This is a genomic window from Ligilactobacillus araffinosus DSM 20653, assembly GCF_001435375.1.
Lineage (GTDB): Bacteria > Bacillota > Bacilli > Lactobacillales > Lactobacillaceae > Ligilactobacillus > Ligilactobacillus araffinosus.
On the sequence record NZ_AYYZ01000002.1, the window covers coordinates 1 to 20,026 of the forward strand.

At 37.6% G+C, this 20,026-nt stretch carries 17 protein-coding genes; 8 read left to right on the forward strand and 9 right to left on the reverse strand.

Annotated elements, in window-relative coordinates:
- Nucleotides 1–87 precede the first annotated feature (87 nt).
- The 4 genes from FC64_RS00015 to FC64_RS00030 form a co-directional block, all read right to left on the reverse strand.
- Nucleotides 88–987, reverse strand: a complete 900-nt coding sequence (locus tag FC64_RS00015) for a TSUP family transporter (protein WP_057905967.1) — start codon at nt 985–987, stop codon at nt 88–90.
- 86 nt (nt 988–1,073) lie between these two features.
- Nucleotides 1,074–1,829: a sulfite exporter TauE/SafE family protein gene (locus tag FC64_RS00020; protein ID WP_057905968.1), complete on the reverse strand. Its 756-nt coding sequence runs from the start codon at nt 1,827–1,829 to the stop codon at nt 1,074–1,076.
- A 349-nt stretch (nt 1,830–2,178) separates the two neighbouring features.
- The gene (gene gap / locus FC64_RS00025; protein ID WP_057905969.1) at nt 2,179–3,189 is read right to left on the reverse strand and encodes a type I glyceraldehyde-3-phosphate dehydrogenase; all 1,011 of its coding nucleotides are present in this window, start codon (nt 3,187–3,189) and stop codon (nt 2,179–2,181) included.
- 2 nt (nt 3,190–3,191) lie between these two features.
- Nucleotides 3,192–4,133, reverse strand: coding sequence for a DMT family transporter (locus FC64_RS00030; RefSeq protein ID WP_057905970.1), 942 nt, complete (start codon nt 4,131–4,133; stop codon nt 3,192–3,194).
- Between the two features lie 165 nt (nt 4,134–4,298).
- Between FC64_RS00030 and FC64_RS00035 the strand changes: the two genes are divergently transcribed.
- Together FC64_RS00035 and FC64_RS00040 are read left to right on the forward strand one after the other, a co-directional pair.
- Nucleotides 4,299–5,189: a LysR family transcriptional regulator gene (locus FC64_RS00035; RefSeq protein WP_057905971.1), complete on the forward strand. Its 891-nt coding sequence runs from the start codon at nt 4,299–4,301 to the stop codon at nt 5,187–5,189.
- A 158-nt stretch (nt 5,190–5,347) separates the two neighbouring features.
- A complete protein-coding gene (locus FC64_RS00040; RefSeq protein ID WP_057905972.1) occupies nt 5,348–7,234 on the forward strand; it encodes an acyltransferase family protein in 1,887 nt (628 codons plus the stop codon).
- 154 nt (nt 7,235–7,388) lie between these two features.
- Here the strand turns inward: FC64_RS00040 and FC64_RS00045 are convergent, their stop codons facing one another.
- From FC64_RS00045 to FC64_RS00055, 3 genes are read right to left on the reverse strand one after another with little or no spacing between them, the layout of a single operon-like run.
- Nucleotides 7,389–9,320 (reverse strand): copper-translocating P-type ATPase, encoded by a 1,932-nt coding sequence (locus FC64_RS00045; protein WP_057905973.1) that lies wholly within the window; start codon nt 9,318–9,320, stop codon nt 7,389–7,391.
- Nucleotides 9,320–9,673 (reverse strand): cupredoxin domain-containing protein, encoded by a 354-nt coding sequence (locus FC64_RS00050; protein ID WP_235804817.1) that lies wholly within the window; start codon nt 9,671–9,673, stop codon nt 9,320–9,322. The genes FC64_RS00045 and FC64_RS00050 overlap by 1 nt, the downstream gene beginning before the upstream one ends.
- On the reverse strand, nt 9,651–10,022 hold the full coding sequence (locus FC64_RS00055) for a cupredoxin domain-containing protein (RefSeq protein WP_057905974.1): 372 nt from the start codon (nt 10,020–10,022) through the stop codon (nt 9,651–9,653). The genes FC64_RS00050 and FC64_RS00055 overlap by 23 nt, the downstream gene beginning before the upstream one ends.
- 120 nt (nt 10,023–10,142) lie before the next feature.
- Between FC64_RS00055 and FC64_RS00060 the strand changes: the two genes are divergently transcribed.
- Nucleotides 10,143–10,853 (forward strand): DUF4396 domain-containing protein, encoded by a 711-nt coding sequence (locus FC64_RS00060; protein ID WP_057905975.1) that lies wholly within the window; start codon nt 10,143–10,145, stop codon nt 10,851–10,853.
- Nucleotides 10,854–10,904: 51 nt separating this feature from the next.
- Here FC64_RS00060 and FC64_RS00065 read toward each other — a convergent pair whose 3' ends face one another.
- Nucleotides 10,905–12,851 (reverse strand): M13 family metallopeptidase, encoded by a 1,947-nt coding sequence (locus FC64_RS00065; protein WP_057905976.1) that lies wholly within the window; start codon nt 12,849–12,851, stop codon nt 10,905–10,907.
- A gap of 76 nt (nt 12,852–12,927) precedes the next feature.
- The gene (locus tag FC64_RS00070; RefSeq protein ID WP_057905977.1) at nt 12,928–14,625 is read right to left on the reverse strand and encodes an APC family permease; all 1,698 of its coding nucleotides are present in this window, start codon (nt 14,623–14,625) and stop codon (nt 12,928–12,930) included.
- Nucleotides 14,626–15,009: 384 nt separating this feature from the next.
- Here FC64_RS00070 and FC64_RS00075 point away from each other — a divergent pair, with 384 nt between their 5' ends.
- From FC64_RS00075 to FC64_RS00095, 5 genes are all read left to right on the forward strand, one after another.
- Nucleotides 15,010–16,299, forward strand: coding sequence for a PTS sugar transporter subunit IIC (locus FC64_RS00075; protein ID WP_057905978.1), 1,290 nt, complete (start codon nt 15,010–15,012; stop codon nt 16,297–16,299).
- 88 nt (nt 16,300–16,387) lie between these two features.
- Nucleotides 16,388–16,726: a PTS sugar transporter subunit IIB gene (locus FC64_RS00080; RefSeq protein ID WP_057905979.1), complete on the forward strand. Its 339-nt coding sequence runs from the start codon at nt 16,388–16,390 to the stop codon at nt 16,724–16,726.
- Between the two features lie 23 nt (nt 16,727–16,749).
- A complete protein-coding gene (locus FC64_RS00085) occupies nt 16,750–17,079 on the forward strand; it encodes a PTS lactose/cellobiose transporter subunit IIA (RefSeq protein ID WP_057905980.1) in 330 nt (109 codons plus the stop codon).
- Between the two features lie 68 nt (nt 17,080–17,147).
- On the forward strand, nt 17,148–18,245 hold the full coding sequence (locus FC64_RS00090; RefSeq protein WP_057905981.1) for a DUF871 domain-containing protein: 1,098 nt from the start codon (nt 17,148–17,150) through the stop codon (nt 18,243–18,245).
- Between the two features lie 194 nt (nt 18,246–18,439).
- A complete protein-coding gene (locus tag FC64_RS00095) occupies nt 18,440–19,864 on the forward strand; it encodes a ClC family H(+)/Cl(-) exchange transporter (protein WP_057905982.1) in 1,425 nt (474 codons plus the stop codon).
- Nucleotides 19,865–20,026: the final 162 nt, after the last annotated feature.

A 20,026-nucleotide genomic window follows, 5' to 3' on the forward strand; every position in this document is an offset into this window, starting at 1 on the left:
AAAAACACCCCAAAATTTTAGATTTATTTTGTCCAAAATTTGGGGTGCATATCAAATATTACGGCCTCTTTATTTATATAATTACATTTAATTTTTCAGTTGGTTATAGTTGGCTTCTTTCTTAGCACGCACTGAGCTGCTCCATAGTGAAATGGCGGTCAGAATGCTTACAATTACAATCAGCCAACTTAAGATGGTAAATGACATTGATTTAACAAGGGTTGCGGCAATAATTACGCCAATTACGCCGCCGATAACGAATCCAAAAATTCCGCGAGTAGCAAATCGGTTGCTTTTAACAAAACTGAAACTTGTTCCTGGCATTAATAATGCACATGAAAGCATCATAATTGGAAAAGCGGCAATTGGTTTTAACCCGAGTAAATAAATCATTACCATACACGGGGCGTAAAGCCCCACTCCGGCGGCCATTAGACCTCCCAAGATGAAATTTCCGATTACACCGATAACTAATGCCCAACCATGTAAGCCGTTGGCGTTGTTTCCAACGGCAAGAATATTGATCCATCCCATCTTATTGGCAACCATTAACAGGGAAGTTAAAATTAAGGCAATTGCCATGAAACGCTGAACGATCACAGTACTCATTTTAACAACTAAAAAGCTACCAAGAGTTGCGCCAACCACGGCTGCCAAGACCATTGAAATTAAAGTTAAGGGTTGGACAGGAACCGCGGTTACAAAAAAGAGGGCTTCAACAATTGTTGGAATTCCATGAGCAATGTTTAATGTTCCTGGTAGATCACGTTCATCTTTCAAATAATGGGTCATTTGAAACATCGTTGTTGTTGTGATAAAGCTGCCAATTCCAAGGGTATCACCAAAATCAGCAATCCCAGCAATTCCCATTCCTAAAAGATTATCTTTAAGATTAAATTTCTCATGATTCCGTTTGACTTGGCGGATGATAATCAGGGCCAAGTAGAAGATACATAAAATTAAAATTCCAATAATTATTTTTATCACGTACGTCGCTCCTCAAAATATTTGTTGAGCTTAGTTTATCACTATCTAAGTAAATTGTGCGAATTATGGCAAAAAATTCATGACTTTTAAATAAATGGTTTAATTCCCATATATAAAAGGATAATTGCAATAAGAGGTTTCATCACCCGGGAAATAGAATCCCGGTTTCGTTGACTGATAAGATGCATCATTAATGGTGCGCAGGCGGCTCCTAAAACTGTTCCAAATGCCATAAAAACTACCAGGTGCCAGGCAATTGTCATTGTGTGCCAATGGAGGCCGATTCCTAAAAGGGTTGTCCAAATTCGGATATATGAAGAAGTTGCAGCTGCCTGAGTAACTGGGACATCAAGGAGGAGCATTCCGGCAACTAAGGGACCGCCGCCAGACATTCCGGCAAGTCCGGTCATAATGCCGCTAATAGTACTAGCAAAAGAGGGAAAATACTTTTTAGTAAGTCTTGAAGAATTTTTTTTACGAGAATGTAAAATTGAGTTCCATAAAATCGTGGATGCCAAAACAATCAGAATAATGCTGATAATTAATTGATATACGCTATGATTAGTGAACGGAATAATCAGACTTCCACCAACCGTTCCTAATATTGCCCATTTAAGGAGAAAGTTTCCGTGATGATAGGCGATCGTGTGAGTTCGATGATTGATTAATGTTCCAACGATCAACGCGGGAAGCGTAACGACCAATGCACTTGCCGCCGCCGTTTTAGCGCTGAGATGAAAGAATGTGATGAGACATCCAATGTAAAGCGCAGCGCCCATTCCAAGAAAGATTAAAATAAAGCCAATTAGAAAACCGTATAGAATAAGTAATCCAATATGCATGCAATTACCTCCTTGTTCTTTATTATAGGAGTAATTTAGATAAAAGTTTACTAATGTAGTCGAAATGAAATATTTTCAATCGAGTTTTAATCTATGAATTTTATATATTTAGATAATTGAATTCAAAAAACCTTACTATCAAACTGATAGTAAGGCCGAAACAAAATAAGCTTCGAATACGAAGGGCGTATTCCAACTAATAGGATGGAATTTCATATACCTGTGTAAAGCGAAATTGAGGTAGTTGATCAAACTTCCAAATGACCAACTACCTCCAGTCTATGTTTTTTCGAAAAAGGTTTCAAACAAAGGTTCTTTGCAATCACAAAGTAATATTATTAAAATACTTTCAAATCAATTTTGAAAGAGTTGTTAATGTCCGAATCATTTGTGATACAAATCCGTATTCATTGTCGTACCATGAAACTGTCTTAACAAGTTGTAAGTCATCAACAGTCGTAATTTCTGTTTGAGTAGGATCAAAAATTCCACCAAAAGTTGTATCAATTACGTCTAACGAAACGATTGAGTCATCATTGTAGCCAAATGATGGGTTATTTTCAGTGTGTTTTTTAAGGGCTTCATTAACTTCTTCTTCAGTTACCTTTTTATTTAAAACAGTAACTAATTCTGTGATTGATCCGTCAATTACTGGGACCCGTTGGGCGTGTCCCTTTAATTTACCATCTAATTCAGGAATTACTAAACCGATTGCTTTAGCAGCTCCTGTTGAATGAGGGATTGTATTTTCAGCAGCTGCACGGGCCGAACGGACATCCTTATTAGGACCGTCTTGAATTTTTTGAGTAGCTGTATATGCGTGAACAGTTGTCATGGTTCCGGCTTTAATTCCAAATTCTTGGTTCAAAGCATATGCTAATGGGGCAAGACTATTAGTTGTGCATGATCCCGCTGAAACAATTTGGTCATCTTTTTTTAAGATATCATGGTTAACATTGTAAACAACGGTCTTGATTTTACCAGCAGGGGCAGAAATTAAGACCTTCTTAGCACCCGCTTCAATGTGTGCTTGAGCCTTTTCGCCTGAAGTATAGAATCCAGAGCATTCAAGGACGATGTCAATTCCATCGTTCTTTACCCAAGGAATTTCTTTAGCGTCAGGAAAAGCGTACACATTGATTTGTTTTCCGTTGATATAAAGTGCTTTATCATCGGCACTTACATCACCATCAAATGTGCCATGAATTGTATCATATTTGAATAAATGTGCTAATTGTTGTGGAGCACATAAGTCATTGATAGCTACGACTTCTAATTCAGTGTCTTTTAAACTTAAAATTCTCCGTAAAGCTAAACGTCCAATTCTACCAAAACCATTAATACCAATTTTTACTGTCATAATTAATCAGCCTCCACTTGTTTTTTATTTGATTTGTATCTGTTATATAAGTTATTTGCAATTAATGCGATGATTACAAGCAAGCACCCTACTAATTCGAATGCTGAAATATGATAACCACCAATTACGGTAATTACGAAAGAAGTTACTGGAACTAAGTTCATAAAAAGAATTCCGTTGATTGGTCCAACAATTTTGTTTCCAAAGTTCCATGCAAATACGGCAACTACACCTGCGAGAAGTACCATATATACTAAAGCTCCACTGACACCTTGGATGGCGTGCATTGTCGGCATTTTTAACCAACCTAGCATTGTTGCAGCTGCAATGATCACACTTACGGAAATCATGCCATAAATGGTTGTTAATGCAGTGTAGCGTAAAATTGACCACCCTGAGAAATCAGGAACTCCAGAGGTATAAATTACCCAACATAACGCTCCAAGTAAGATAAGGATCGTTGCTAAGAAAGTGTTGTTACCGCTAAGTAGAACAGAAAGATGTCCTTTAGTGACAACCATGAAAACCCCAATGATTGCAACAATCATTGAAAGTAATGAGAATTTAGTTGGCTTTTGTTTACGCCAAACCCAAGCAACTAAAACCCCAAGTAATGGTTGAATAGCCATCATTACTGAAGCAATGATTGATCCGGACGGTCCGGCAATTTTTTGGCCTAAAAATACTAAAAAACTAAATCCCGCAAAAGCAGAAGTTCCAAGAAGCCACAACTTTTTAAAGTGACCTTCAGGATTAAATGCTTTTGGCCCTTCAATGAAGAGCAGTAAAATCGCAAAGATGATTGCTACTGAGCCATAACGGAATAGTGTAAAGTAAAATGGATCCATAATCTTTAGAGCGGGTGTCATAATCGGAAACATTCCGCCCCAAAATAAAACAGCAATCAAACACATTACTAAGCCTAAAATTCCTTTTCTTTTCATCTCTTTACCTCACTAATTAATAATTTTTTATAAATTTGGAAAACTTAGTTCATAAGCATCGCCTCTTCCTTTCAACGGTTTTAGATTAAGCCAATTATTTACCTATGAGAATAATCAATATATAATACCTGTTATAGTGAGTCGTTATATGTTAAGGGAGTGACAATGTTGTTTGATTCTATAAACATTGATTTGTTATATGTGTTCATTACTGTAAGTGAATTAAAAAGTATTAACAAAAGTAGTGATGTTTTATTGCTATCACAGCCTGCGATCAGTAAGAAAATCAAACAACTAGAAGAATATTTCGGACAAAAACTATTAATTCGATCATCAAAGGGAGTATCGCTTACTCCAGAGGGAGAAATTTTTTACCAAAAAGCGAAGAAGATAATTCGTGAATTTGATTCACTGCATTATCTAAAGAATGAGCAAGATTATAACTCTTTTAATTCATTAAGAATTGGTTCGCTTGATAGTATTTCATCTTTCAAATATCCTCATTTTTTCATTAATGCTTTGGGTACCATTAAAGAAGTTGTTCTTACTAATAAAATTTCAGACTTAATAGCCCCATTTAACAACGGGGATTTAGATGTTATTTTGATGGATTCACAATTTAAAAATACTCTTACATGTGATTTTGACGAAGAAGTCCTATATGAGGAACCGTATTATATTGTTTATTCAAAAAATAATCAGAATTTGTTTAATTTGAAAAAAGAAAAGATTTCAGCAAAGGATTTGCAGAGATATCAGTTGCTGCTGTATCCAAAATATTGTCCAATTCATAATCGGATTGCTCAAATTTATAAAGAATTAAAATTAAAGTTACCACCAATTTATGAAGTGAACTACAGTGAATCAATAATCTCATTTATTAAAAATTCGGATTACATTACTATTTTGCCTAAATCACTGGCAGTCAATAAAATTAAAGATAGCGAAAATATTTTGGAAACCAAAGAATTAGATATTGCTTTTCAAAGAAAGGTTTCGGTCTTTTCTAATAAGAAAGTTCCTTTAGAACAAATTGTTAATAGACTCGATAGTTAAGATTAAGTGGTCCATGGGTAAAAAATATTATGATATCATGATAGAAATTTTTTAACTGATAACGGGTGAATATTTTGCTCTTTTTCAGTATCAACAACTTAAATAAAAGGGAGTATAATTTAACGAGTATTATTAAGGATAGAGCGGAGTATTTTGTAATGGAGAAAAGGTTAAAAAAAGGTAGGTATATTACTGGATTTGACGGAATTCGCACTCTTGCAGTTGTTGCAGTTATTCTGTATCACATTTTACCCGGAAGTATGAAGGGCGGTTTTTTAGGGGTGCCCATCTTTTTTGTATTATCAGGATACCTAATCACTGATCTACTTTTTCAAGAATGGGAACGGTCAGATGGTATCAGTATCAAAAATTTTTATAGTCGGAGGATCCACCGGTTATATCCCGGCTTGGTAACAATGGTTTTGGGAACGACCGCTTATATTACCATATTTCAACGGTCATTGTTAAAGGGAATCAAAACGACGATTCTTGCCAACTTAACATATGTTTATAATTGGGTTGAAATTGCGCAGCATCAATCGTATTTTAATAATTTTGGAGCACAGTCACCGTGGACGCACTTATGGTCGTTATCAATTGAAGGTCAGTTTTATTTGATTTGGCCGGTTGTTTTAGTGCTATTTTTACGGCTTTTACATAATAAAAAGAATTATTTGAAGATCGGTTTGGGTGTCTTTGGTGTTGCCATCTTTTCAGCAATTTTAATGGGAGTTTTATATCACCCGGGGAATGATCCTTCGCGGGTGTACTATGGGACCGATACGCGGATGTTTTCGATTTTGATGGGCGCTAGTCTTGCATGTATTTGGCCAAGTACCCGGTTGAAGAAGGATCTTGATAAGTCGCACCGCGTTACTCTTGATGTCTTAGGTGCGATTGCTTTGATTGCAGTCATTATCATGTTCTTTATGATGAATGGCGAAGGGACATTTGTTTATCGCGGCGGGATGTTCCTCTTCTCAATCGTTTCAATGATCCTGGTTGGAATCGTTGCTCACCCAGGAGCCGATTTAAACCGCGTATTAACGAATAAGGTCTTTACCTGGCTTGGAAAGCGCAGTTATGGGATTTACATTTACCAATATCCCGTAATGGTCTTTTATGAAGCAAAAGTCAAAGTTGGCAGTCATCCATTGTTGAATGCGTTGCTCGAAATTGTAATTATTTTAGTGATTAGTGACTTATCTTACCGGTTAATTGAAGTCCCATTGCGGCGGTTCAACTTTAAGAAGACGTTTACCGCATTAAAGCAAAACTTAGGATTCAAGAAGAAACAATTATTAAACGACCTTGTGATTGCGGTTGGAACGGTAATTTTTGGAATTGCATTTTACGGAATATTCTTCTGCAAACCAGAAACGAGTGGTGTTTTTCAAAAGGACAGCTCAAAACTCCAACATCAAATTGCTGCTAACCAGAAAAAGGCCGAAAATCACAATAAGCATATTAAATATACCAATGTGCAAAAACCGACGAAGGCTTCCGATAAGGATATTTTAGTAAAAAATGGCAACGTAACGGATAAGGGCAAAAAATTTGCAAGCAACCTTCAAATTAGTGGAATTGGAGATTCGGTAATGGCTGATGCATCTGCAACGTTACAGGGCGAATTTCCGAAGATGATTATCAATGCGCAAGTTGGCCGCCAAGCAAATGCCGCACCGGCAGTTTTGAAACAGATGGACGTGAACCATCAATTGGCCAATACCGTTTTAATTAGCTTAGGAACAAACGGAACGATCTCGCAGGATACCCTAAACCAAATTATGGATATTTTGGGGCCACAACGAACGGTTTTCTGGTTAAATGTCCATGTCCCGACAAAACCATGGCAAAATGACGTTAATAACACATTAAATCAAGCCCAGAAGCAATATCATAACTTGCATATTATTAACTGGTATGGTTATTCAAATCACCATTCAGATTGGTTTTATGCGGATAATGTTCATCCCAACGAGGACGGTCTTAAGTTTTATGGTAATTTTGTTTTAAAGAGTATTTTGGAATACTATAACCATTGAATAGTAAAATGTTAAGAATGAATTAGAAAAGTATAACGAAGCTATAGATTGGGAGAAAATTCGAGTTAACTTTATGTTGGCATAGCTTTTAATTATTGAATTTAGATGCAGTAAAAAGAGGTTGAGGCATATTGTCTCAACCTCTTTGCATTCTTTATTGAGAGCAGTCTTCAATTTTAGCCTTGTTAAGAAGTAACGATGAGCTAACGACCGTGACTGATGAAAAGGCCATTGCCAGGCCGGCCAACTCCGGACTAAGTTCAAGCCCCAAGTGAGCAAACAGACCGGCAGCAATTGGGATTCCAATCACGTTGTAAATCAATGCCCAAAATAGATTAAGTTTGATTCGGTTAAATGTTTTTCTTGAAATATCAAGGGCACAAACAACTTCGCGCAGATCATTTTGAACAAGCACGATCTTACCGGACTCAATTGCGATATCTGTACCGGAACCCATTGCGATTCCGATATCAGCGGTCGAAAGAGCAGGGGCATCATTTATCCCATCGCCAACAAAAGCGACTTTTCCTGATGTTGATTGTTGAATCTTTTTGATGTAGGCTGCTTTTTCTCCTGGAAGAACTTCAGCAATTACCTGATCAATGCCGACTTGATTGGCAATGGCTTGTGCAACATGTTGGTTATCGCCCGTCAACATAACGGTTTTTAGCCCTCGCGCTTTTAATTTTGCAATTGCTTCAGCTGATGTTGGTTTCGGGGTGTCTTGGATTGCAATGAGGCCGATTACTTGGTCGGCGATTCCAACTAAAACAACCGTTTTGGCTTCATTTTGAAGAACGGTCATTTGCTTTTGCAATTCGGCAGAAAGCTGACCGGCAGCTGCCATTTTCGCGTTTCCAATAAAGGCAGGTTGGCCGTTAACCAAGGCTTGAACTCCTTTCCCCCGGAGGTCGTTAAAGTTTTGGGCAGAAGGAAATTGAATTTGGTTTTCTTTCACTTTGGTCATGATTGCATGGGCAAGCGGGTGCTCGGAATTTTCTTCCAAACTCCCGGCGATTGTAAGCACCTGTTGCGGATCACCAATAAGATCGGTGACGACCGGTTTCCCGTTAGTAATGGTTCCGGTTTTATCAAAGACGATGGTTTGAAGGTCATTGACTTCTTCTAACGCCTCACCATTTTTGATCAAAACTCCCATTTTGGCTGCCTGGGCAGTTCCCACCATTAACGCAGTCGGGGTAGCAAGGCCAAGCGCACACGGGCACGCAATCACGACGACTGAAACGGCAAACAGCATTGCCTGAACGGTCGTTGCATGGAAGAAGACGAACCAAACGGTAAACGTGATGATGGCAATGATCAAAACAGCCGGAACAAAGATTTCTGCGATCTTATCAGTTAAATTTTGAATCGGTGCGTGACTGGTTTGAGCTTTTTTGACCATCTCAACGATTTGGGAAAGCATCGTATCTTTTCCGATTTTAGTTGCTTTGAACAAAATTGAGCCGTTGTTATTGATCGTTGAACCCACAACCGGATCGCCGACCGTTTTTTCAACGGGCATGCTTTCGCCAGTGATCATTGATTCATCGACGGTCGTTGATCCTTTTGTAATGACACCATCAACGGCGATTTTTTGCCCAGGACGAACTCGAATGATATCGCCAACCTTGACTTGATCAAGCGGAACATCGTCATACTTTCCATCTTTCAAAACCTCAGCCCGTTTGACTTGAAGTTCCAATAATTTTCCCAGAGCGTTCGAGGCATTATTATGCATGCGTTCTTCCATTGCATCGCCAAGCAGAACAAAAATCGTAATGTACGCGGCACTTTCAAAGTAAACATCGCGGCCCGTGAAAAGAGCAAAAATTGAATAAAAATATGCAACGATCGTTCCGACAGCAACGAGGGTATTCATATTGGCATTATGGTACTTAAAAGCGGCCCACGCACTTTTCCAATATGGGATGGCTGCAATCAACATGATAATTGTTGTCGTAATAAATGCCATCCAACGGTATTCTGGCAGGTGCCAGTCAAATGGCATTGCCAGCATTTGGATCAGCATTGGAATTGCTAAAATGAAGGAGATCCAAAATCGCTGCAGATTTGAAAGCTTCATTATTTAATAACAACCTTTCCGTGAAACATATTCATTCCGCATGCATAGTTGAATTCGCCTTTTTGATTCGTATTGATTGCAACTTCAACGTCTTGGTTCAAAGGAAGATCGGCGTTGAACTGCATTTCATCAGATTGAACGCGGGCAAGACAAGTTGAATCGTTTGAACGGTTAAAAATGATTTTGGCCGGAGTACCTTGTTTGAACTCAACGACTTCCGGTTCATAACCGTTGGCAACGTTGACTTTAATAACTTGGTTGCCATCCTTCATTGTTGCTTGATTTTTTTTGTGAAATAAGTCTTTTAATCCCATGATGATTTTCCTTTTTTTACTTAATGATGATTTTGCCATGGAACATGTCCATGCCGCAGGCGTAATCAATTTCGCCTTTTTGATCGGTCGGAATTTCGATCGTTGTAATTTTTTGTTTTGTTAAGTCCTTATCAACTCCCAGTTTTTCAAAAACAACGTGGGCTAAACAAGCGGTTGAATCTTGCATGTCAAAGTAGACCTTTGCAGGCACTCCTTGTTTCAGAATAAGGGTGCTTGGTGAATAACCGCCTTTTACAACGATCGTGGCATGCTGTTCGTTATTTTGAACAGTTGAACTGCTGGCTTGCTCATGATGGTTGCCGAAAAACCAATAACAAATGAAACTGATCAATGCGACGGCGAGGCCAAAAACGATTGCGTTAATCATCTTAAGTCAGTCCTTTCTTTATGATTTCAAATTCATTATAGCGTTATCGTTTACAAACGTAAACAAATATCGTGATTCCGTTTGTCAACTGACTATAATAGAAAATGGAAGGTGAGATAAATGGAGTTATTAAATCAAGTTGCAATTGGATGGATCGTGATTGGAATTTTATCGGCGGTCATTATTTTGATTGATGTAATCCGTCATCCGCAAGCAATGAAAATTATGGATGTGGTTTGGTCAATCAATGCGCTGTGGGGTGGACCGTTAATTTTGTGGGCCTATTTTACCCTTGGAAAACATCGTAAAATGAAGATGTCAATGCCGATGAAATCGATGAGGATGGATGCATCAATGAAAATGCCAATGGCTAATCACAAATATGATAAGTTTTGGCAAGGAATTGTGGTGGACGCGCTTCACTGCGGTGCCGGATGCAGTTTATCTGATTTAGCTGGTTCATGGATTTTTTATTATTTATTGAGTTTTAGTATTTTAAATCAAAAATTGTTTGGCGAATGGCTCTTTGACTATGTTTTAGCGTTGATTATTGGCGTTTTATTCCAATATGCAGCGATTGCTCCAATGATGAATGGTTCAATTGGCCATAAGCTGTTTCAGGCATTTAAGATCGATTTTTGGTCACTAACGGCATGGCAAGTTGGCATGTACGGCTGGTCAGCGATTGTCAACTTTGGCTTGCATTTGCATTTCACACCGACAATGCCTGCGTTTTGGTTAATGATGGCAATTGGAATGGCATGCGGGTTTGTGACGGCATACCCAATGAATTTGTTGCTGGTGAAATTGGGAATTAAAAAGGGAATGTAAATCAAAAAAGATTGCAACGTTTATGTTGCAATCTTTTTTACTTATTCACTTTTACCAAATTTGAACCCGTTTATCCGGCGCAAGCCACATTCCATCACCTTGATGAATATCAAATGCTTGATAGAAATCATCAAAGTTTTGCGGTTGGACATTTCCTCGTAACATCTCAGGAGCATGGACATCGGTTGCAAGTAACATTTTTTCATATGCTTGACTAGCCTTCATTCGCCAAATTGTTGCCCAATTGGTGAAGAATTCGCGTAAATTGGCGTTTTCAGATTGTTTAAGAGCTTCGAGGGCGCAACTCATTCCACCGTTATCCGCAATATTCTCTGATACGACCAACTTCCCATTTACTTTTCCACCAGCAAATGGGATCCCATCGAATTCATTGATCATTTCCCGGGTTAACTTTTCAAAGTGGGCGAAGTCTTCCTTTGTCCACCAGTTAGTCATATTGCCGTATTCATCGAAATGGGCACCGTTATTATCAAATGCGTGAGAAATTTCATGTCCCATTACACAACCAATTCCACCAAAGTTCTTGCTATGTGATTGATGGAGGTCATAAAATGGTTTCTCAAGAATTGCGGCCGGAAAAGTGATATCATTTCGTGACGGGTCATAACATGCATTAACCAGTTGGGAAGGCATGTCCCATTCGGTCCGATCAACCGGCCGGTGAAAACTTTCAAAGTTATCTGTAATTTTAATGCGTTTAATATTTAGATAATTGCTGAATAGTGTTCCGCCGTCTTCAGCTGGAATGATCTTCATTTTGGAGTAAACTGGTTTAATTTTTTCAGGGAATCCAACTTTAATGGCAATATGATCAAGCTTAGTAATTGCTTTTGCACGAGTTTGATCTCCAAGCCAATCATTTTTTTCAAGGCGATGTTTATATATTTGAATCATTTGTTGAATCATTTTTGTTGCATCGGCCTTTGCTTTTTCACCAAAGTATTTTTTGCCATAAAAATCGCCAATTACATATGTGAAAGTATCATCAACGATTTGATATGCAAATTTTCGTTGTGAAACTGCTTTTTGAGTTCCTGCCAATTTTTGATGGAATTGATCGGCTGTTTGCCGAAGATCATCGGTTAATAACTTGGCAAGTGAATTGATCGTTCTAGTTAAAATCCAACTCTTTAAGTTTTTAAAGGTTGCGTCATTAACAATTTGATCAAAATGTTCGAAAAATGTAGGTTGGGTAACGATAACTTTTTCAGGATGGTCATCAATTAATTCAGAAATCGTGGATGCAAAGTTGAAACTTTGACTGTAATTCTTGACCTCTTTAAGCGTTCGCGGATTATATTGTTTAGGATAATCTGCAAGTTCATCCGCAGGTAATACGTGTGGTACAAGTGACTTATCGAAGGCTAAGGCTTGATTAACAATCTTAGTAGCTTGATCTTTAGGATACCCAACGGCTTGGAGTAGTTGGGTAGACATTTCTGCCCATACATGAAGCAGTTCATCACTTTCGGGTTTTTCATAGTAAGTTTTGTCTGGCAAAATCAAATCAGGAGCGTACATAAAAACTGCATTTTGCGCAGTATTTTTCCAATCAGGTTCGACATCGATCATGAATGGGAGAGGTAGTCCGTTTTGAATCCAACTTGTAAGTTGATGATCTAAATCGGTTAATAATGCTAATTTTTGAATCGGTTTAATAAACGCTAATAGTGGAGCAACACCTTCTTGTTCACGTTGCTTGAAGTCAAGTGCAAGTTGATGAAATTTCATTGCTTCGGCAAACATTGGATTGGGAGCCGATAATTTTCCTTGGTGGTAGCGATCAAAATCGTCCATTAGTTTTTTATGAACTGCCTCATCCATATCTTGAAAACTTCCCGCTGCTGGTTTATCAGCTGGAACCTTAGTTTTGTTAAGCCAATCGTAATTAACGTGCATATATAAGTTATCTTTTACAGATGCGCGGCACCCTTCAGTTGTGGGAGCACCTCCAAGAACAAATTGAACATTTTTCATAAAGCAAACCCCTTTCAGTAGATGTTTAAAAATTATATTTAATTTTATTTTAATTAGAATTTAATAATATCGCAAATCAATGATTAGGATGTGAAGTATTTTGGGTTTCTTTGGCATATTTTTCAAGAGGGGCGTCAGCTTTAGCCCAATCTTGAGGAACTTTGATGTGCGCGTTCGGATCAAAGTGATGCTTAATTGGAACGCCCATTGGGTGTTGGTCTTGGGTCATGATACTTGTTGGAATATTTGACTGAACTTTTTGTGGTTTTTTCAATCCTTCAATTTCCCAAGTGTATGGTGCAAATTTATTATTTGAGTTTACCCAGTCATTGTTATGCTTTGCATTATGATGTTTTGAAAGCAGATATAGCCCAAATGCAACTAAAAGGACAATACCGACTAAGCAAGCAATTGTGACGTCATAAACGGTTCCCGAACCTACTTCTTTTTTAACCTGAGTTGGTGGATAAAATGCAAGGATGATTCCAAATGTTGAAGCTGCGATTCCAATAATTGTAACTAACCAGGCACCAAACTTTCCCCCTGGGACTTTAAAGGAACGCGGACGGTTAGCTTGGGTATAACGTAATCGGATGAAGGAAACAAACATAATAATGTAGTAAAGCAAATATAAAATTGTCACTGTTTGGGTAATCATAATAAAGAATCCTTCAACGTTTGGCAGTAATTTAACGAGAAAGGCAATTACAGTAACACAAAATGCTTGGAAATACATCATCTTCGATGGCATGCCATGCTTATTATAATTTTGAAGCCATTTAGGCAGTAAACCACTCTGACCAGCTTGTCCTAACATGAATGAAGGTCCCGCCAAGTTCGTGATCCACATGGCTAACAATACCAACGAATTTGCATAAATAAATAACATATATAACCAAGGAGCATGAATCGTTGCACCAAGGTCATGAAAAGTTACAAATAATGCATCTAAAATATTGATTTTATTTGCGGGAATAACTGACGCAATAATTAAAGCTCCAACAACAAAAATCAACAATGCTAAAATTCCAGCAAAGAAAATTGAAATCGGATATTGCTTTGAAGGATGTTTTAATTCTTTAATATGAGCAGCATTCATATCAATTCCTGCCCAAGAAAAAAGTACACCGGCAACCAAAGCAAGTGTTCCCATTCCATTCCACTGCGGAATTAAGTTTTTAACATGCATTGGCATTGCAGGTTTATGTCCTTGACATAGCCAAACAATTAGTAAAATAACCATAATTGCAAGCGGAATAAACGTCCCGATAATAACTCCATATTTAGCAACGTTTGAAAATGTCTTGGTTCCGCGAGCGGCTAACCATGTTACAAACCAGAATAACGCGATGAAACCACACATAATTAAAATTTCGTGTTGTGGGTGTTGTAAGAATTGAATGGCACGGTGATAGTGTGGTGTGAAAAACATAACTGTTGCCGCAAAGTTGGGCATTCCGGCACCTAAGTTAAACGTTGACTGGAACCAAAGAATGATTAAGCAGGTAAATGCCCAACCTTTTCCCAGTCCTTCACCAACCCAACGAAAAATTCCGCCGCGTTGGGGCCAACCACTTGCAAGCTCTGCCGAAACTAAAGCGGTGGGAACAAAAAACAGAATAAATCCAATTGCAAAGTAAGTAACTGACGATAAGCCATAAAAAGCTTGTTGCGGATCATTTCCAAGGCCCGCAATCATAACAACGTTTAGCATTGTCAATGCTAAGGTTGACATGTAATATTTTTGAGGCTTTTTGGTTTGTGTTTTATCCATAATAACTCCTCCTATTAAATTTAAAGGGGTAACCCCCTTCCTATTCTGTACTAGTTCATTTGACAATTAAGGACAAATGTAACTGCTAGAATGCAAAAATTCTTTGATGTGGGTGACAGTAAAAAATTAATAAAGATTTATAAATACTTTTAAAAATCAATTTTAAATTTCTAAGGAATATTAATGACATTAATTTAATGCTTTTTTAATCGTTAAAGATAGAACAAACTAATATTTACAAATATGGGATTTACATATTTACAAAATTGGTCTATACTAATTTTTGTAGTAAGCGTTTACACAAAACAACTCAAAATTTGATTTTAAAATGACATAAATTAAGTTATTGGCTATTTTAGTAGTTAAGTTTAAGGAGTGATTAGGATGGCTACAGGAAAACAAGGATTTAAAAATCGCCTGTTAAAGGTTGTCGGTAAAATTTCATCATCACGGCACATGGTTGCTTTGCGTGATGGAATCGCACAAGCTGTTCCGTTGATCATTATCGGATCAGTCTTCATGATTATCGGGCAATTCCCGATTCAAGCTTATTTGAAGTTCATGGCGCACACATTTGGGCCGCATTGGAACATTGTGATCCAACAAATTACATTTGCGTCATTTGACTTGATGGGGCTAGTTGCGGTTATCGGAATTTCATATAACTTAGCGAAAAGTTACAAGGACATCGATCCATTACCAGCAAGTTTAGTTGCAATGTGTGGATTCTTCTTAACCATTCCATTCGCAATGCATAAAGACGGAACATTTTGGATTCCATTAGCTCAGTTAGGTTCAACTGGCTTATTTATTGCAATTATTATTGGGCTATTCTTAACTGATTTTTACGTATGGATGATTCATAAGCATATTACAATTAAGATGCCAGCTAGTGTACCACCAGCTGTAAGCAACTCGTTTGCAGCTTTGTTTCCAGGTTTCTTCTGTTTGTTGTTAGTATGGATTGTTCGGTTGATAATTTCATTTACTCCAATTGAAACGATTCCAAACTTGATGCAATTCATTTTTAAGCCAATTTCAGCTGTTGGAACAAGTTTACCAGGGGCATTGCTCTGTGAGTTTTTGATTTCATTTTTATGGTTGTTTGGGGTTCACGGTGCCAATGTCGTTTCCGGAATTATGATGGCTTTTTGGTTGCAAGCCATGCAGCAAAATGCGGCTGCTTTTGCTGCTCATAAGTCATTACCGCATATTGTTACTCAACAATTTTTTGATAATTTTGTTCACATCGGTGGTGCAGGAGCTACCTTGGGACTGGCAATTATAATGATTATGTTTGCACGGAGTGATGAGTACAAAACATTGGCAAAATTGGAAATTGCGCCAGCATTTTTTAATATTAACGAACCGTTAATATTTGGGTTCCCAATTGTTATGAATATTTACATTGCATTACCATTTATCATTGCACCGTTAGCTAACGTTCTAATTACATATGGTGCTATGGCAACAGGGTTATGTGCTAAAACAATCGGGGTCATGGTTCCATGGACGACGCCAGTTGTGATTTCAGGTTATTTAGCAACTGGTCATATTTCAGGAGCAGTTACGCAAATTGTCTGTTTGGTAGTTGATGCTTTGATCTATGTTGGATTCTTTAAGAAAGCTGATAAAAAGAAGATCCAAGCAGGATTAGCAATGGAAAATAAATAATTTAATGACTATTTTCGGATTATAAAGAACATGTTATACTAGAACAGTCAAAGAAAACGTTTTCAAAAACAGTGATGAGGTGGATAAAATGGCTAAATACACAATAATGTTAAATTGCTCAGCAGGAATGAGTACAAGTTTATTAGTAACAAAGATGCAAGCAGCCGCTAAGGACAAGGGCATTGATGTTGACATCTTTGCAACGGCCGCAAGTGATGCACGAGCTCAATTAGATTCAAAGACAATTGATTGTGTTTTGCTTGGACCGCAAGTTAGTTATATGCAGGATGATTTTAAGAGTATGCTTGAAGGTCGAAAAAATAGTTTGGGCAATGATATTCCGTTAGCGGTCATTGATATGCAGGCATACGGTATGATGGATGGCGAGAAAGTTTTAAATCAAGCAATTAGTTTGATTGAGGGTTGATTTAACATTAGGAGAGATGATAAATGGCTGAAGAACAACCAAATTTAGAAGCAACGATGGGCTTGATTATGAATGGTGGGAACGCTAAAGGATTCGCTTTTGAAGCGATTCGAGCTGCCAAAAAAGGTGACTTTGAAGAGGCACATAAAAAATTAGATGCAGCAGATCAAGCTTTGAATGAAGCTCACAATTCGCAAACGGATATGTTAACTAAGGAAGCTCAAGGCAATCACCAACCAGTTACATTGTTAACAGTACATGCCCAAGATCATTTGATGAATGCCATCACATTCCGGGATCTTGCTGGTGAAATGGTTGACATGTATGAACGAATTGCAAAATTAGAAAAATAAAAATCACAAAAAGGTGCAGGGATAAAGGGTAACTGCACCTTTTTCGTTAAGAAAGGATGAGTTTTCGCATGAAACGCGAATTGGGGATTTCAGTTTATCCCGATCATAGTGATCCGGAAAAGGATAAGGTATATATTAAAAAGGCAGCTGACTTAGGATTTACGCGGTTATTTATGAGTATGCTTGAAGTTCAAGGGGGAGAAGAAGCAACGGCAGCCAGATTCAAAAATATTATTGGTTTTGCTCGTGATTTAGGATTTGAAGTCATTTTGGATATTAATCCGGGAATTTTTGAGCAACTTGGAATTTCATATGATGATTTAAAGTTTTTTGCTGATCTTGGCGCCAGTGGAATCCGGCTTGATGAAGGTTTTGATGGCTTAAAGGAATCACTGATTTCATATAATCCATATGGGTTAAACATTGAATTGAACATGAGCAATAACGTTGCTTACTTGGATAATATTTTATCGTATGAAGCAAACGTCCCGTACATTTATGGTTGCCATAACTTTTATCCGCAAGAAGGCAGCGGATTGCCATATGACTTCTTCGTTGAATGCAGTCAACGGTTCAAAAAACACGGAATCAAGACATCGGCATTTATTACAAGCCAGGACGCTTTGACTCAAGGCGGTCCGTGGAACGTAAATGATGGATTGCCAACTCTTGAAATGCACCGTCATTTACCATTAGCAGTTCAAGCAAATCATTTGTTTGCAACGGGACTAATCGATACGGTCATCATTGGTAACTGCTATGCTTCAGATGAGGAACTTGAAAGTTTAGCAGCGCTTGACCGCTATTGTATTACTTTGGATGTTGATTATGTTCCGGAAGTCAATCCAATTGAAAAGAAGATTTTGGAAGATAATTTGCATTTTCGTCGGGGTGACATTACGGCAATGACGATCCGGTCAACGCAAGTTCGGGTGAAATATGCTGACCAATCAAACCCACCGCATGATAACGAATACCCATTCAAACGCGGGGATATTGTTGTCGGTAATGATGAGTTCGGGAGGTATAAAAATGAATTGCAGATTGTCCTTGAACCTCACCAAGATTCGCGGAAAAATTTGGTCGGACGAATTTCTGAAAATGAAATTTTTATGCTTGATTACATCAAGCCATGGAGCAAATTTAAATTTGAAAACCACAATTAAAAATAAATTACAATTTATCCAAAAAAGAAATTAAACTTTAGAAAGAATACGGAATTATCCGTATTCTTATTTTTTATTGGTCAATAATGACAGATTAAAAATTATTATGCAAAGTGATAGACAAATATTTTAAATATTTTGGTATATCTTTTAGAATAGAGAATGGATGCTATAGGAAAAGGAATGGATCAGTTATGGGTAAATTAAGTGTAACGGAAATTTTACACAAGCCTTTTACAAGTCGCAACTTACTGTATGTGTTTAAAGGAATTCTCGTTGGTTTAATAACAGGAGTAGTTGTAAGTGTTTTTAGGCTGATTATAGATAAAACGATGAAGGGATTATATTTTGTTTATCCTTATATGGTAAATCATCCAAAGACAATTATCCTATATGTAATTGCAACGATTATTTTATGTATTATTCTTGGATTTATCATTCGTCCCCAGTTGTTTTATGTAAAAGGATCTGGAGTACCACAAATTGAAGCGGTAATGGATGATCAACTTGAAATGCATTGGTGGGCTGTATTATGGCGTAAATTTGTTGGTGGTTTACTTGCGATTTGTCCAGGGTTATTCCTTGGCCGAGAGGGTCCGTGTATCCAAATGGGAGCTTGCATAGGGCAAGGGCTTTCCGAAGAAGTTTTTCATGGTGATAAGCAAGATCGGAATGTTATGCTTGCTTGCGGAATTGCTGCAGGACTATCAGCAGCTTTTAGCGCTCCAGTTGCAGGAGCACTGTTTTTGGTTGAAGAAATTACCCTTGGATTTGCCTCAGCGACTGTTTGGTTAGCTGCCTTGGCCGCAGCAGTAGCATCTGATTTAGTTACGCTTTTATTTTTTGGGTTAACTCCAAGTTTACATTTTATTTATGATTATAGTGTTCCAGTTAAAGATTACTGGCAACTAATTATTTTAGGAATCATTCTTGGATTGTTTGGTAATTTATATCAACGCGTAATTTTAAGCTTGCCAAAATGGTATGGAAAATTAAAGATTATTCCTAAAGCTTGGCATAGTATTGTACCGTTACTATTAGTTATTCCAATTGGATTGTATTACGTTAAAATTTTAGGTGGAAGTCATGATTTTATTTTAGACTTAACAAGTCCGCATTTTATTAATTACTTAAGCGGTCATATGCCTACAAGTAATGGCCATATGACAACAATTGGCGGACACATGTCTGCAATTATTTTTGTAGCGCTATTGCTTCTTATTCGGTTTGTATTTTCGATGATATCATATGGGGCATCAACACCTGGCGGGATCTTTATGCCGATTTTAGTTTTAGGAGCGACGAGCGGTGCACTATATGCAAGTATAATGATTCATGCCGGCTTACTGGCAAAGGGATATTTCCTGAACATTGTAATTTATGCCATGGCAGCGTACTTTGGTGCAATTGAAAAAGCGCCTTTCACAGCGGTAGTACTTATTTCTGAGATGGTTGGAAGTATTAAGCATATGATGCCATTATTAGTTGTTACCTTAATTGCTTACGTGATTAATGATTGGCTTGGTGGTCGGCCAATTTATGCCGCATTAAAGGATGAAATGATGAGTTCGTTAGATAACCCACGAAAAAAAGCGGAATTAAGCGGGTTGAGAGATTAGGACATTGACCCATAGCTTGAATTTAATAATTAATTGTGAAAGCTATATTTATTGAATTCCAAGAAAAAGTTATGGTTTCATAGCAAAACGTTCACAGATAATTCATAGGTCATCTTTAGTATTATAGGCATAGTAATTCATAAATATATTCCATTGATTTCT

Excerpts from the sequence above, each read along its gene's own strand:
- FC64_RS00020 (WP_057905968.1), bottom strand. The coding sequence starts at position 1,829 with ATGCATATTGGATTACTTATTCTATACGGTTTTCTAATTGGCTTTATT.
- gap (WP_057905969.1), bottom strand. The coding sequence starts at position 3,189 with ATGACAGTAAAAATTGGTATTAATGGTTTTGGTAGAATTGGACGTTTA.
- FC64_RS00030 (WP_057905970.1), bottom strand. The coding sequence starts at position 4,133 with ATGAAAAGAAAAGGAATTTTAGGCTTAGTAATGTGTTTGATTGCTGTT.
- FC64_RS00035 (WP_057905971.1), top strand. The coding sequence starts at position 4,299 with ATGTTGTTTGATTCTATAAACATTGATTTGTTATATGTGTTCATTACT.
- FC64_RS00040 (WP_057905972.1), top strand. The coding sequence starts at position 5,348 with ATGGAGAAAAGGTTAAAAAAAGGTAGGTATATTACTGGATTTGACGGA.
- FC64_RS00045 (WP_057905973.1), bottom strand. The coding sequence starts at position 9,320 with ATGAAGCTTTCAAATCTGCAGCGATTTTGGATCTCCTTCATTTTAGCA.
- FC64_RS00050 (WP_235804817.1), bottom strand. The coding sequence starts at position 9,673 with ATGGCAAAATCATCATTAAGTAAAAAAAGGAAAATCATCATGGGATTA.
- FC64_RS00055 (WP_057905974.1), bottom strand. The coding sequence starts at position 10,022 with ATGATTAACGCAATCGTTTTTGGCCTCGCCGTCGCATTGATCAGTTTC.
- FC64_RS00060 (WP_057905975.1), top strand. The coding sequence starts at position 10,143 with ATGGAGTTATTAAATCAAGTTGCAATTGGATGGATCGTGATTGGAATT.
- FC64_RS00065 (WP_057905976.1), bottom strand. The coding sequence starts at position 12,851 with ATGAAAAATGTTCAATTTGTTCTTGGAGGTGCTCCCACAACTGAAGGG.
- FC64_RS00070 (WP_057905977.1), bottom strand. The coding sequence starts at position 14,625 with ATGGATAAAACACAAACCAAAAAGCCTCAAAAATATTACATGTCAACC.
- FC64_RS00075 (WP_057905978.1), top strand. The coding sequence starts at position 15,010 with ATGGCTACAGGAAAACAAGGATTTAAAAATCGCCTGTTAAAGGTTGTC.
- FC64_RS00080 (WP_057905979.1), top strand. The coding sequence starts at position 16,388 with ATGGCTAAATACACAATAATGTTAAATTGCTCAGCAGGAATGAGTACA.
- FC64_RS00085 (WP_057905980.1), top strand. The coding sequence starts at position 16,750 with ATGGCTGAAGAACAACCAAATTTAGAAGCAACGATGGGCTTGATTATG.
- FC64_RS00090 (WP_057905981.1), top strand. The coding sequence starts at position 17,148 with ATGAAACGCGAATTGGGGATTTCAGTTTATCCCGATCATAGTGATCCG.
- FC64_RS00095 (WP_057905982.1), top strand. The coding sequence starts at position 18,440 with ATGGGTAAATTAAGTGTAACGGAAATTTTACACAAGCCTTTTACAAGT.